This window comes from Streptomyces sp. WMMB303 (assembly GCF_029351045.1).
Classification (GTDB): Bacteria; Actinomycetota; Actinomycetes; order Streptomycetales; family Streptomycetaceae; genus Streptomyces.
Genome location: NZ_JARKIN010000001.1, coordinates 6,232,919 through 6,246,132 on the forward strand (window position 1 = coordinate 6,232,919; position 13,214 = coordinate 6,246,132).

Genomic DNA, 13,214 nt, shown 5'->3' on the forward strand with positions numbered 1-13,214 from the left:
CCGACCGCCGGGTCACTGGATGACGAGATGGTGGGGATGCTCGGGGTACGCGGGGCAGGTGAGGATGAAGAGGCTTCCCCAGCGGCCGACCGTGACATGGGTGGGGGTGTTGGCGTCCATGGCGTCTGCCGTCGGCCGGTCCTCCAGCGGGGTCCAGCTCCCGGTGCCGCCGTCCCATTCGGAGCTGGCGACGGTCAGCAGGGGCTCCAGTGCCCGGCCGCAGGGCCCGCAAGTGATCGTCGCGGGGCCGGTGGTGTGCCAGGAGGCGAAGCCGCCCACCTTCCAGCCCGGGGCGATCGACAGATCGGACTCGTACGTGAGCGTGTCCGGCTCCCAGTCGTCCTCGGGCCCCTCCCACTCGGCGATACGGCGGGCCAGGCCGTCGGGAAGCTGCTCGATGTACTCGTACTCGACGACCCGTTCGGGGTGGAGGACACAGGGCTCGGGCACGTACCCGTCGTGGCCGACCACCACGGGTTCCGGCTGTTCTTCCCGTACTTGGCGCACGTCCGCCGAGCGCCGCCAGCGCAGATGGAGCGACATGTCGTGGCCGCCTCCATGCGCGTCGAACGGGCACCAGAACACCTGGAGCACACCGCAGCCCACCAAGGTGCCGCCGTCCACGACCGACCAGAAGGTGACGTTCCGCGTGCTCCGCGTCCAGTCTCTTGATCGCCTCCTCGCTGCTGGCCCACATTCTGCGCGAGGTCTCCGGCATGGGGTTCACGCGCCTGAGCCTGGAGACCGGCTCCGCCGAGTTCTTCCTGCCGGCCCGAAGGCTCTACGAGAAGTTCGGCTTCCAGCCGTGCGAACCCTTCGCGGACTACCGGCCCGACCCGAACAGCACCTTCATGACCAGGGTCCTTTGACCGCGCACGCCGTGCACGCGTGGCGTCGGTTCCTCCGTCCCCGCCTCCGGTCACCCCGTGGAGCGGAACCGGTCGTCGTGGAGGGTACTGCCGCGCCTGTTGCCCCGGTCGTCTCGTCTCAGGCGGAGAGGTGCTTGCGGAGGAAGGGCGTGACGACGACTACGTACAGCGCGAAAATCGTGAGCCGTTGGAGGCCGGGCTCGGCGAGAAGCCCGCTGTGCTGAATGCCGTAGACGGCATACCAGTTGGCGGCGACGTCGGTCACCATGATGGCGCGGGCCAGATCCGCGCCACGGCGCCTGCCGCCGAGCAGGAGCACCGCGGCGAGCGGATCGAGGACGGCCAGCGAGGTCCAGTAGAGGTTGAGCCAGGTCGGCGCCCAGCCGTACGGGTACAGACCGTGCTGGACGAGGTCCACCAGGTGTGCGACCGCACCCACGCACAGCAGGGCCGCCGCCATGACGCACGTCGCCGCCACGGCCCAGGTTGGAGTACGCCGCATCCACGCGGTACCCCGTCGAACCGACACCGCCGCTCCCCCGCCCTCGTCGCGATGGGGCATGGACACCGTTCGGCTCCGCATCAGCCGGCGGCGGCGTACGCGAGGAAGTCGGTCCAGGCCGCCGGAGTGAGCGCCAGAGAGCGCAGGATGCCATGCCACGCTTCCAGTGTCTGCGCCTCCTTCGGGGCAGAGATCAGACGGTTGGCGAACTGCCTTTCCGCATGCCCCGATGTCTTGCCGTCCGGCAGCTTGAGCACACGGTGACCACCGGCCTTCCCGCGTGCTCCTCACATGAGGTGTTCGTCACCTGAACTGCGACATGTCACAACTGTGCCAGCTCAAGCAGTCATTGCAGTTGCGTGCGCAGGACGACCGGACCGCCGGACCGGTCGCCGTCGTGTCGCCTCTTCCTGAACAAAGGTGAGCGTGGGCCGCGTTCAACGCCCTCCTGCCGGGACACCCGCGCGGCGACTCGGCGCTCGTCGCCGCGCCGGGTGCGAACGCGGCGCTGCACGGGCGGGTGGGTGCCCGGGCGCAGCTTCCGGCTCCGGATCCGAGCGGACGAGGTTTCGGACGTCCTCCGCGTCGAAGTGGCGGACGTTCGGTACGAACAGACGCCGCCGCACACCACAACCTCGCCCCAACGGCCGTCCCACGAGGCCGAGTCCGGGTGGGAGGGGCTGCTGCTCGTCGAAGCACTGGGCGAACGCTGGGCGAGCGCTGGGCCGTCACGCTCGGCCCGTGGCCCCGCAAGACCGTCTGGGCCGAGGTCGCCCTCCGGGCCGGGGCAGGGGCACTGCGGACACCGGGTCGCCGCCCGCCGCGTTCCGGTACCCCACGGCATCAGAGACGTAAGGAACCCGCGAAGCACCTCACCAAGCCCCTCCGACCTCCCGTCACCCGCACAGGTGAATGCCTCCAACGCGACTGGCGTGTGGACCCGTTGGCTGGCATAGGCTCCAGCCGAGAAACCCGCATCATCCGTACGACAACCGCACACACGCCGTACGACCACCGCACACCGCACACCGCACACCGCACACCGCACACCGCACACATGCAACGGCCCCCGGCCGGGACTGCAATCCCGATCGAGGGCCTGACCACCCAGGAAGAAGACGCTTCCCGATGGCTGTTCAGCAGCTTAACGCGGCCGCGCCCGCGCGCCCGCCGTATCGCACCTCTCGTCCTCATCATCGTCGCCGGAGCCCGGACACCGCACCGCTGGCCGCACCACACCCGGGGCGTGGACGTCCCGGCGTCGTGCACGTCCGGCACCGGCACCGCGAGCGCTTCACCGTCGTCGGCAACCATCTCGCCCAGCACCGCGAACTGTCGCTCCTCGCGATCGGGCTGGGCGTGCACATCCAGTCCGTACCGGACGGCACCCGCGTCGACATCAAGTCGCTCACCGCCCGATTCCCGGAGGGCGAGGCCCGGATCGCCGCCGCGCTGCGCGAACTGGAGGCGTACGGCTACCTGGCGCGCACCCCGCAGCGCACGCCCGGCGGGCGGATGGTCACGCACACCGTCTCGTACGCCAACCCGGCGGCGCCGGAAACAACGTCACCGCACGTACCGCCGCGGCCCGCGCCGCCGCCACCCGCCGCAGGGCCGAAACCTGCCCCTGCCCCGGCCCCGGGCCCGGCGTCCGTCCCGTACCCGCCCCGCAGGGCCGCCGCACCGGAACCGGCAGGAACGGCACCCGCCCCGACCGATCCGACTGCCGCCTCCCACGCCGGCCCCGCCGCCGCAGTGCTCGCCGCCCTGCGCCGCGACGACGACCGGCTGCTGCTCTCCGAACGGGACGTGGCCCGCCTCTCCCCCGCCGTCGAGACCTGGCTGGCGCGGAACGCCGGTCCGGAAGCCGTGCGCCATGCGCTGACCTCCCAGCTGCCCGTCGGACCGCTCCGCAGCCCGGCCGCGCTGCTCCTCCACCGGCTGACCGTCCGACTGCCCGTGCCGCTGCCCGACTCCCCTCCGCCGGGCGCGCACCCGGACCCGTTCCAGGAGTGCCCCGACTGCGAGCGCCCCTTCCGCGCCCCCGTCCCCGGCCGGTGCCGGAGCTGCCGCACGGAAGCGGCCGAAGCGGCGGAAGCAGCAGAAGCCGCGGAATGGCGGGACAGGCGGAAGTGGCAGCAGGAGGGACCCAACTGAGAGCGCCGGACGGCGCAGATGCGGGCCGGCCTCGGAACCGGGACCAACCGCAACGCGCCATCCGCGCTCCTGGCCCCGCCCCACGGCTTCGCTCGGATGCGGGAAACAGGTACCGGGCGTGGGAGGCCCCTGACATGATCCCCCCATGCACCCGCAGCCGGAGGTTCAGGTGCCGTCCCGTTACGCACGCGTCAACGCCTGGGTGATCAGCCAGGACACCGACGCGGAAGTGCGCTTCCTGGAGTCGGCGTTCGGAGCAGTCGAGACCCCGGGCTCCCGGATGCTCGACCCCGACGGCGACATCGGCCACGTCGAGGTCGAGATCGGCGAGAGCGTCGTCATGCTCTTCGACGCCAAGCCCGGCTGGCCGGCGACCCCGGCTCACCTGCGCGTCTACGTCGATGACACCGGTACGGCCGTGGAACGGGCCGTCGAGGCCGGTGCCCGGGTGGTGACCCGGCCGACCCTGCTCGCCTTCGGTGAACGCGTCGCCCGCGTCCGCGACGCCCAAGGGCACCTGTGGTGGCTGCACGAGCGGGTGGAGGACGTCCCGCCCGAGGAACTCGCCGAACGCTTCGCGGACCCTGCCGCCCAGGAGGCCATGGCCTACGTCCAGCGCACGCTCCGCGAGGAGATGGAGACAGCGGCGACGGACCAGGCGTGACCGGTTCGCCGTAACGACCCCGGCCCGACCGCGTCTGCCGACTCAACCTGGGCTGAGCCCGGCTCAGCCTGGCTCAGCCCGGCTCAGCCCGGCTCAGCCCGCGAGGGTGTCGAGCCAGCCGGTCAGCAGCCGGTTGACCTCCTCCGGGCGTTCCTGCTGGATCCAGTGCCCGCAGCCCTCCAGGAGGTGGGAGCCGTGCAGCCCGGGGAGCGTGGTGGGGAAGGCATCGATCGCGTCGGACATCCAGGTGGTGGAGGCATCCAGGGCGCCGCCGACGAACAGGGACGGCTGCTCGATCGGCGCTCCGCGGTGGGGGGCGAGGTCTTCCCAGTCCCGGTCCACGTTGCGGTAGCGGTTGAGCGCACCGGTCAGCCCCGTACGCTCGAACTCCGCGGCGTAGACGTCCAGGTCGTCCTCGGTAAGCCAGGCCGGGAGGGTGGCGGCGGGAAAACGGTCACGCAGCCGGCCGCCGTGAGTGACAAAGTGCGGGTCGGGCTCGCCCTGGGCCGGCATGGTGTCGGCGGACAGAGCTGCGTAGAACCCCGCGAGCCAGCCCCGGACATCGGGCTCGATCTCCGCCTCGGCACGGCCCGGCTCCTGGAAGTAGGAGACGTAGAACTCCTGCTCGGGGCCGCCGATCCGGCCGAAGATGTCGGTGGGGCGGGGACCGCCGGGGGGCGCGTACGGAACGCTGAGCAGCGCGACGGCCCGGAAGACCTCGGGGTACAGCAGGGCAGACGTGGCGGCGATGTTGGAGCCCCAGTCATGGCCCACGACCACCGCGTTCTCCTCGCCGAGGGCGTGCACGAGGGCGACGTTGTCCGCCACCAGGTCGAGCATCCGGTAGGCGTCGGTCGCCGCGGGCTTGGACGAGCGACCGTAGCCGCGCACGTCGAGCGCCACCGCCCGGTAGCCGGCCGCGGCGAGGGCCGGGAGCTGGCGCCGCCAGGAGTACCAGGACTCGGGGAAACCGTGCACGAGCAGGACCAGCGGGCCGGTGCCCTGTTCGACCAGGTGCAGGCGCCCGGCAGGGGCCTCGACCGTGCGGTGGCGGAGTGCTGCGGACGGCTCGGAAGGCATCGGATCTTCTCCTCGGATCGCGGGCGGACGCCGGTACGACCGATCATGCGGCACCGCGACCGGCCGACGCGATCACCGTTGCCAATCTGGCAAACTTGCAGGGCAGAGAGGCGGAGCAGCGCGTCAGGATGGGGTGAGCAGGTGGCAGGCGACGACGTGGCCGACGCACTGGCGGCGATGGGCCCCCGGCTGCGAGCCGCGCGCGAACACCGCGGCGCCACGCTCACCGGCGTCGGCTGCGCGACCGGCATCTCCCCGAGCACCCTGTCGCGGATCGAGACCGGCCGCCGCAAGCCCACCCTGGAAGTGGTGTTGCAGTTGGCGAAGGAGTACGGCGTCTCCCTGGAGGAACTGGCCGGCACCGCCCCCGTCTCCGCCCCTGCCGCCGAGCCTCGGCCCGCCGCCGCCCGGCGTTTCGGCGACGAGAAGGCAGTGCTGCCGCTGACCCGGTACGTCGGGGGCCTGCACGCCCACAAACACGTCCTGCCCGCCGTCCAGGACCCGCCCGCACGCCCCCGGCAGGTCTCCCACGACGGCTGGGAGTGGCTGTGCGTCCTATACGGACGGCTGTGGCTCGCACTCGGCGGCCAGGACCTCGTCCTGAGTTCCGGAGACGTCGCCGAGTTCGACACCCGCACCCCGCACGGGGTCGCGAACGCCGGCATCGGCGGCCCGGTCGAATACCTGATCATGTTCGGGCCGCAGGGCGAGCGCCTCCGACCGCGCACCTCGCCCACGCCAGGGCCCGGACCCGGGCCCTGGCCCGAATCGGACTCAGGAGCGAGGTAGCAAGCCGCCCTGGACGAGACCTCTTCGTTGTCCTCGCCGGCATCGGCACCCCCGAAAAGGGCCGGTAGCCTGCGTCACCATGATGCGCTCTTGGATTCTGCCGATGCTGTTCGTGCTCAGTGGCACAGTCGTCGCAGTGACGCAGTTCTTCGAGGGGGACCCCGGCATCGCCGCAGCAATCCTGCTGGTCTTCCTGGCGCTCGGCGGTATGAACTCGCTCCTGATCTTCCCCAGGTCGATCGGCGAGCCGGAAGCACGACGCCGCAGCACGGACGACGGCCGACCGATCGTCTTCTGGCGGCCGGGCTGCGCCTACTGCATACGGCTGCGCTTCCGGCTGGGCCGCAGCGCCCGCCAGTTGCACTGGGTCAACATCTGGCGCGACCCGGCCGGAGCCGCAGCAGTGAGAGCAGCCAACGACGGCAACGAGACCGTGCCGACCGTCGTAGTGGCGGGCCGGCCGCACACCAACCCCGGTCCTGACTGGGTGCGCGAACAGCTCCCTTCCACCTGACCGGAACCCGCGCCTACAGCGAGGCGCCCGAAGCCACAAGCGCACAGGGGCCAGAGCACGAGCTCAGTTGATGGCTTGGATTTCCTGGACGGTGACGTCCTGCCGGCCGCCGAACTCGCCGTTCGGCAAGTCCTCGGCACCCGCACCGCCGCTGCCCTCCCACGACGCCGACCACGTCAGCGTCGAACGCAACGTATAACTCCCCCCGCCCCGAGTGGCTTGCAGATACGTCACCCCGCACGGCGGCGCCTTCTTCCCACTGCCCTTCACATACTCCGTGCCGATGCTGCCGTCATCCTCGACTCCGCATTCACCCGAACCCGGATGCAGCCTCGCACTGTCCGTGCCCGGATCCAGCCTCAGCGCCTCCGGCACCACCGTCGTCCGCGCCCAGATCTCCCGGCCCCCACCCAGATCCACCGACGCCCGCACCGACAACTTCCTGTAGCGGCCCTCATCCAGCCACACCCACGTCGGCAGATTCACCGTCTGCCGACCCGCCGGATTCATCTCCACCCGCGTATCCGGCACCCTGATCCGCGCATACGCCAGCTTCGAGAGGATCTGCGGACTGATCGCGTTCTCCACATCCGGCACCTCCCCGTTCTCCACCCAGAACGGCAACTCGGTGCAGGACTGGGCCTTCGCCGCATCCTTCTCATCCGGATTCGGCACCGCCGCCCAGAACTGCCCCTCCCCCTCCTTGTCCAGATTATAGTTGTCGTAATCCCGCGACTCATACTTCTCCCGAATCGCCAGATCCGTATCCTGCTTCTGCCCACCATTATCCGGATCCCGACCCGTCACCGAAAACGGCGAATCATCAATCTTCTCCCTCAACTCCCCAGGAGAATACCTCGGCGCATACCAACACGGCGGCGGCGACCAATCCCCACCCGGAACCGAAAGATTCCCACCCCCACCCTTACTGCTGCCACCCGCACCACTACCGGAATAACTGACCTCCCGACCCCCACGAGCTCCAGCCGCCGCCTCACCGTTATTGAAGCTACCCAGGGAAGAATTCGAGTGCTCGTCCCCAGCCCAAGCAGGCGACACACTTCCGACGAAACTTCCCATTACCAGGGAGATCGCGAGAAGTCGCAACGCAATCAGCCTTCGCATTTCTTCTTGCCCTCTCCCTCAAAGACAAACGTCCGAGCCTTCCAGATCCCCTGAGGTTCTTCCGGCTTCTGCATGACCAACGAGAGGCGCATGAAGTCACCCTCACTCACCTCTGTGCGACGAACTTTCCCGCTCTTGATTTCCTTGCTGAAGAACTTCCGCTGATCCATACAGAAAGAAACTTCAACTAGTCCCGAGTTGGCTACGTCGCCGATCTCAGCGTGGGAGAAGCGTTCCTTGCCGGTGACGGAGAGACTGTCCTTCACATCGGCCTTCACCTTCTTGACCGCAGCCTGCTCTGCTGTCTGCAACGGAACCACATGTCGGGCCAGCACCGGATCTTGAGGATCCTGCTTCACAGTGCCGTGATTCATCGCCCGCATATAGTCAGCGGCGCCGGCCAGCGCGGCGGCCTTGTCCGGGTCCGACGGCTGGTCCCAGTCGAACACCATCTCAAGGTCATCCGGCAACTCGATGTCGGACGTACGGAAATCACCCGCCGCATCCTTCTCACCCGGCGAACTCTGCGCGGCACTCGGCGACTTCTTCCCCGCGTCCTCCGCACCGTCGATCTTGCCGCTCTTCCCGTCACCGCCGTCACCCCCACCGCACCCGGAAACGAGCAGCGCGACGGCCGCCGCGACAGCGGCCAGCGGAACAGCAGAACGGGTCGGACGCACAACAAACTCCCGGTAGCATCAGGTAACTGTCGTGCACCTGACGGTAGCAGCGCACCCCGCACCCCACCCAGCGACTTCAACAGCGGGAAGCGGAGCACAACGGTCCCGCCCGAAGGACGACTTCGCCGCGTGGGCGCCCCGTGGAGAGTCGGCGTCGGGGGTCAGGTCCTGGCCACCGCGTGCGGGGCACGTTCCGAGGAGGAGCCCGGCGACGGCTCTCCGGCGTCGGCTCCCAGTGCCACGATGCGGTTGTCCGCGTCCACGTGCACCACACGCGGTTGCAGGGAGCGGGCCTCGGCGTCGTCGACCTGCGCGTAGCTGATCAGGATGACCAGGTCGCCGGGGTGCACCAGATGGGCGGCGGCACCGTTGATGCCGATGACACCCGAGCCCGGTTCGCCCTCGATGACGTAGGTCTCCAGCCGGGAGCCGTTGGTGATGTCGACGATGTGGACCAGTTCCCCGGGGAGCAGGTCGGCGGCGGACATCAGCTCCGCGTCGATCGTGACCGAGCCGACGTAGTGCAGGTCGGCCTGGGTCACGGTGGCGCGGTGGATCTTGGACTTGAACATCGTGCGCAGCATGGCGTCACTCCAGGATGTGTGCTCCCTGCCCGCAGTGCCGCAGGTCAAGGGCGTTCCGTGGTCGAGTCGGGTTCAGGGTACTACGCGGTAGGGGCAGAGCGCCCGGCCGCGCAGCGCCCGACGGCGGCAGCGCCCCACGGCGGGAGGGCCCTGCTGGGACCTACGCCGACTCCCGGACCACCAGCTCCGGAGCGAAGATCTCGGAGGCCGGTTCGGTGCGGTCGCCGCGGATGTGCTCGTCCAGCAGGCGGGCCATCGCGGCGGCCATCTGCTCGACGGGCTGGCGCACGGTGGTCAGCGGGGGTCGGCAGGTGGCGGCGGCGCTGGAGTCGTCGAGGCCGACGACCGCGACGTCCCGCGGGATGCGCCGGCCCCGCTCCCGCAGCACCTCGCAGGCGCCCTGGGCCATCAGGTCGTTCGCGGCGAACACCCCGTCCAGGTCGGGGTGCTCGTCCAGCAGGGCCGCCATGGCCGTTCTGCCGCTGTCGAGCGTGAAGGCGCCCTCGGCCACCGGCACGCTGGGGTGCCCGCGGCGGGCCATCGTGCCGCGGAATCCGGCGAGCCGCTCCTGGCTCGCGGCGACGGCCAGCGGCCCGGCGATCGTGACGCCGCGGCGGCAGCCGCGGGCCAGCAGTCGCTCGGCGGCCAGGTGTCCGCCGTCCCGGTGGGCGAGGTCGACGCAGCTGAGCGGGAGCGGCCGGGCCGGGCGGGCGAAGAGGACGGCGGGCAGCTCGGCCTCGGCGAGCAGCGGCGGCAGCGCGTCCTCGGCGTGGGTGGAGACCACCAGCGCACCGTCCGCGCGGCCCTGGCGCAGGTAGGCGACGACGTCCCGGCGGGCCTCGGGGGTCTCGGCGAACATCAGGACGGGGTACATCGAGCGCGGGCGCAGATAGCCGGTGACGCCCGCCACCACGCGGCCGAAGAACGGGTCGGAGAACACCCGGGAGGCGAAGGCGTCCTGCGCCTCGTCGGAGACGTCCCCGGCGCCGGAGACGACGAGGGCCACCGTCTCGGTGCGCCGGGTCACCAGCGAGCGGGCGGCGCGGTTGGGCGCGTACCCGGTCCGTGCGACAGCCTGCCGGACCAGGTCCTGGATGGCGGGATCCACGTTGCGGACGCCGTTGACGACGCGGGAGACCGTCGCACGGGAGACACCCGCCTCCCGTGCGACGTCCTCCAAGGTCGGAACCCGGCTGCTCATGCCCGGCACCCTAGCGGCGGAGGCACCCGCCGTATAGAGCGCTCTCCGGAATGCCGGCGCCACTGCCCCGGTGCCGTCCGCGACCGCGGGCCCCGCGAGGGAACACCGGCCTGCCCGGCCCCCGCCGCCTCCCCCTCGTCAGGTGTAGACGCCGAATTCGTAGAGCGAGTATCCCCAACCGGTGCCGCGCTGCGTCCCGTGGACGCGGACGTAGCGGCCGGTGCCGGAGACGTCGAGGTCGTCGACTCCGCCGTCGCCTCCGGTGACCTCGCGTACGGTGCGCCAGTTCCGGCCGTCGTCGGAGGTCTGGACGGTGTACTCGGTCGCGTAGGAGGTCTCCCAGACGAGTTGCACGTGCCGGAACGCGGTGCGGGCGCCGAGGTCGACGCTCAGCCACTGCGGGTCGCTCCAGTCGCTCGCCCAGCGGGTGGTGAGGTCGCCGTCCACGGCGTCGGCGGCGGTGCAGGGGCAGTCGCCGCCGCCCTGCTGCTCCGAGGAGGCAGTCGCCGGGGCGCCGAGGGCCGCGTTTGTGCCGTCGACGTCCGGCGGGACGACGCGTACGGAGCGGGACTCCACGCCGACGTTGCCCTTGCCGTCCGTGGCCTTGACGTACATCTTCCACACGCCCGGCCGGTCGGGTGCGGTGACCCGGAGCCGGCCGCCGCCGAGGTCGGACGCGGGCAGCGGGGTGAGTTGATTGCTCTCGTCGAGGTACTTGCTGTTGCTGAGCACTTCGTAGGAGAGCGGATCGCCGTCCGGGTCGGTCGCCCGCACCGCCAGGGTCAGTTCGCCGCCGGCCGACACCCGGGAGGGGTCGCCTTCGACGGACATCCCGGAGATGACCGGCGGGGTGTTGTCGCCGTCGGTGGCGGCGCCGTACGCCCGTTTGACGGCGTAGTAGGAGAGCCGCTTCTGGCCTGCGGGCAGCAGGTTGAACCAGATCCCGCCGAAGTCGTACTCGGTGCCGTAGTGGAACATCGTCGCGCCCAGCGCCACACCCCGGTGCCCGGTCACGCAGTTCCACGCCGCGGTGTAGCCCTCGGCCTTGGCCTGGTCCGTGGGTTCCCGGGGGACGCCGTTGGCATCGTCGGGCACTTCCCATTCGCCGGGTGGGCCGGTCTCGGTGACGATGTAGGGCTTGGTGTAGCCGCCCTGCTCCCAGGCGGACCGGATACCGCACACGTCCTGGTAGGCGTTGACGGCGTACAGGTCCAGATCGGGTGCGTTCTCCTTGTAGTACGGCCAGGCGCCGGTCCACGCGTCGGTCGAGGTGACGGGGTGGTCCGGGTCGAGGGAGTGGATGTGCACGGCGACGTCGTTGACGAAGGAGGTGTAGGCGTCGCGCTGCGCTTCGAGCGCGACGCCGCTGTAGCAGTTCTGCAGCCCGAGCACGGACTCGTTGCCGACGTTCCACATGAGCACGCCCGGGTGGTCCTTGTACGCGTCGACCCAGGTGGTGAACTCCTCCAGCATGCTGCTCTTGTAGCCGTCGTCGGTCACGTAGTCCACGCAGCCGCCGCTGCCGGGGCCGCCGCCGGGCTGGAGCCAGAATCCGGCGACGACCTTGATGTCGTTGGCCGCGGCCGCGTCCAGCAGCGGCTTGCTGGTGGCGTCGGTGCCCCAGGTGCGGATCGTGTTGACGCCCATGGAGCGCAGGTCGGGCAGATACTTCCCGGCGTCGGAGACGGCGGGCCCCCAGGTGAGGCCCTTGACCCGATAGGGGATGCCGTCCACGGTCAACTGCCAGTCGCCCTGGTCGCCGGTCACCTCGACGACGCTGCCCGCCGCCTGCGCCTGCTGCGCGGGCAGTGCGAGCGCTCCGGCGGCCAGCGCCCCGGCGACGAGCGGCGCCGCGAGACGCCGGACGAGGGGCGCCGGGACGAGACGGCGGGCGACGGGGGCCGCCCCACGGCGGATGCGGAATCCGGTCATGGTGCGGCCACCTCCGCGGGCAGTTCGTAGTCCTCGTTCAGGGCCGCGCCTTCCTCGGGATGCGTCTGGTCGTAGCCGCGTGCGTCGCACTGGAGGCCGCCGACGATGCAGTGGTCGACCAGGGCGTCGAGGGTGGCGCCGTCCCAGGCGTTGAAGAAGTCGTAGTGGAAGGAGTAGCTGGGGCCGCTGGCCAGCCGTGCGGCGGAGAGGTCGCCGTTGACGGGGAAGGCCATCTTGAACTCGATCATCGGCAGCGCGACCGGATGGTCGGCGGGGCAGACGTTGTCGTTCGTGCCCTCCTTGACCACCGGATACGCCATGTGGCTGCGGTGGTCGGCGGAGTCGAGGGAGGAGCCGTCCCAGCAGCTCGGCGCCTGGAGGCGGATGTTGAGCTGCACGTCCGCGCGGTCGGGGCAGTCGGTGGGGAACTCGGTGTTGAAGTAGCTGTCCCCGCACTCCCAGCCCTCGACGTACCCGGGGTGGTCGCGGAAGTCCTGCGGGCTCTGCGCCGGGCTGCCCACGACGAACCGCAGCCCCTTCGGGAAGGGGCGGACGCTGGTGTAGTCGGTGACACCGGCTTTGTAGTAGATGGTCTGCGGACCGACGGGCAGGATCGGCCGGTCACCGTCGAAGAGGGTGGGCATCCAGTACGCCGACTTGTCGCCGGGCGCCTTGCAGGTGGTGCCGCCCGCGTCGAGCGAGTCGGCGGTGCTGTCGGCGTCGGTGGTGGTGTTGCCCATGAAGGTGTGGTTGTGGGACGCGCCGGGCTGTCCGGGGAAGACGATCGGGTCGTCCGGGCCGGTGTGGCTGACCGCGCAGTTGGCCTGGAACTCGTGGAAGTAGCGGTGCGGCGGCTGAACTGGGGCGGTTTCGGCCCCGGACGCGGGTCCGGCTCCGAACGCGGTCCCGGTCGCGCCGAGTGCCGCCAGCAGTAGCGCGACCACGAGCAGCGTTCCCGAGCGGTACGTCGATCTCCGTGCCATGGAGCCCTCCTGAAGGTGAGGGTGGGGGGCGGCGCGGCGAGCGGGTCGCCGCGCCGCTGGATCGGAAAGCGCTCTCCCGTTCCGGAGTGTTGAGGCACGCGGCAGAGGTGTCAAGGAAGTGAACCAAAGGATCA

At 70.6% G+C, this 13,214-nt stretch carries 14 protein-coding genes and 1 pseudogene; 5 read left to right on the plus strand and 10 right to left on the minus strand.

What is annotated here, in order from left to right; genetic code table 11:
• Positions 1-12: 12 nt before the first annotated feature.
• Positions 13-624 (minus strand): hypothetical protein, encoded by a 612-nt coding sequence (locus tag P2424_RS27115; protein ID WP_276478307.1) that lies wholly within the window; start codon positions 622-624, stop codon positions 13-15.
• 47 nt (positions 625-671) lie between these two features.
• Here P2424_RS27115 and P2424_RS27120 point away from each other — a divergent pair.
• Positions 672-869: pseudogene (locus tag P2424_RS27120) on the plus strand (GNAT family N-acetyltransferase); the annotation flags it as partial.
• A 118-nt stretch (positions 870-987) separates the two neighbouring features.
• Here P2424_RS27120 and P2424_RS27125 read toward each other — a convergent pair.
• A complete protein-coding gene (locus P2424_RS27125) occupies positions 988-1,371 on the minus strand; it encodes a hypothetical protein (RefSeq protein WP_276478308.1) in 384 nt (127 codons plus the stop codon).
• 80 nt (positions 1,372-1,451) lie between these two features.
• Positions 1,452-1,628: a hypothetical protein gene (locus P2424_RS27130; protein WP_276478309.1), complete on the minus strand. Its 177-nt coding sequence runs from the start codon at positions 1,626-1,628 to the stop codon at positions 1,452-1,454.
• Between the two features lie 1,006 nt (positions 1,629-2,634).
• Between P2424_RS27130 and P2424_RS27135 the strand changes: the two genes are divergently transcribed.
• Together P2424_RS27135 and P2424_RS27140 are read left to right on the plus strand one after the other, a co-directional pair.
• On the plus strand, positions 2,635-3,528 hold the full coding sequence (locus P2424_RS27135; RefSeq protein WP_346660119.1) for a hypothetical protein: 894 nt from the start codon (positions 2,635-2,637) through the stop codon (positions 3,526-3,528).
• A gap of 145 nt (positions 3,529-3,673) precedes the next feature.
• On the plus strand, positions 3,674-4,192 hold the full coding sequence (locus P2424_RS27140; protein WP_276478311.1) for a VOC family protein: 519 nt from the start codon (positions 3,674-3,676) through the stop codon (positions 4,190-4,192).
• Positions 4,193-4,285: 93 nt separating this feature from the next.
• Here P2424_RS27140 and P2424_RS27145 read toward each other — a convergent pair whose 3' ends face one another.
• Positions 4,286-5,272, minus strand: coding sequence for an alpha/beta hydrolase (locus tag P2424_RS27145; RefSeq protein ID WP_276478312.1), 987 nt, complete (start codon positions 5,270-5,272; stop codon positions 4,286-4,288).
• 141 nt (positions 5,273-5,413) lie between these two features.
• Between P2424_RS27145 and P2424_RS27150 the strand changes: the two genes are divergently transcribed.
• On the plus strand, positions 5,414-6,061 hold the full coding sequence (locus P2424_RS27150) for a helix-turn-helix domain-containing protein (RefSeq protein ID WP_276478313.1): 648 nt from the start codon (positions 5,414-5,416) through the stop codon (positions 6,059-6,061).
• 79 nt (positions 6,062-6,140) lie between these two features.
• Positions 6,141-6,575, plus strand: a complete 435-nt coding sequence (locus P2424_RS27155) for a glutaredoxin domain-containing protein (protein ID WP_276478314.1) — start codon at positions 6,141-6,143, stop codon at positions 6,573-6,575.
• Between the two features lie 63 nt (positions 6,576-6,638).
• On the opposite strand, the gene P2424_RS27160 is transcribed toward P2424_RS27155, so the two are convergent.
• The 6 genes from P2424_RS27160 to P2424_RS27185 all read right to left on the minus strand — a co-directional run bounded on the left by P2424_RS27160 (position 6,639) and on the right by P2424_RS27185 (position 13,080).
• A complete protein-coding gene (locus P2424_RS27160) occupies positions 6,639-7,415 on the minus strand; it encodes a hypothetical protein (protein ID WP_276478315.1) in 777 nt (258 codons plus the stop codon).
• Between the two features lie 272 nt (positions 7,416-7,687).
• Positions 7,688-8,380 carry a hypothetical protein gene (locus P2424_RS27165; RefSeq protein ID WP_276478316.1) on the minus strand — a complete coding sequence of 231 codons (693 nt, stop codon included), beginning with the start codon at positions 8,378-8,380 and terminating at the stop codon, positions 7,688-7,690.
• Between the two features lie 161 nt (positions 8,381-8,541).
• The gene (gene panD / locus P2424_RS27170) at positions 8,542-8,964 is read right to left on the minus strand and encodes an aspartate 1-decarboxylase (protein ID WP_276478317.1); all 423 of its coding nucleotides are present in this window, start codon (positions 8,962-8,964) and stop codon (positions 8,542-8,544) included.
• Positions 8,965-9,124: 160 nt separating this feature from the next.
• Positions 9,125-10,165, minus strand: coding sequence for a LacI family DNA-binding transcriptional regulator (locus tag P2424_RS27175; protein WP_276478318.1), 1,041 nt, complete (start codon positions 10,163-10,165; stop codon positions 9,125-9,127).
• 138 nt (positions 10,166-10,303) lie between these two features.
• Positions 10,304-12,097, minus strand: a complete 1,794-nt coding sequence (locus P2424_RS27180; RefSeq protein WP_276478319.1) for a discoidin domain-containing protein — start codon at positions 12,095-12,097, stop codon at positions 10,304-10,306.
• Positions 12,094-13,080, minus strand: coding sequence for a DUF1996 domain-containing protein (locus P2424_RS27185; protein WP_276478320.1), 987 nt, complete (start codon positions 13,078-13,080; stop codon positions 12,094-12,096). The genes P2424_RS27180 and P2424_RS27185 overlap by 4 nt, the downstream gene beginning before the upstream one ends.
• Positions 13,081-13,214 lie beyond the last annotated feature (134 nt).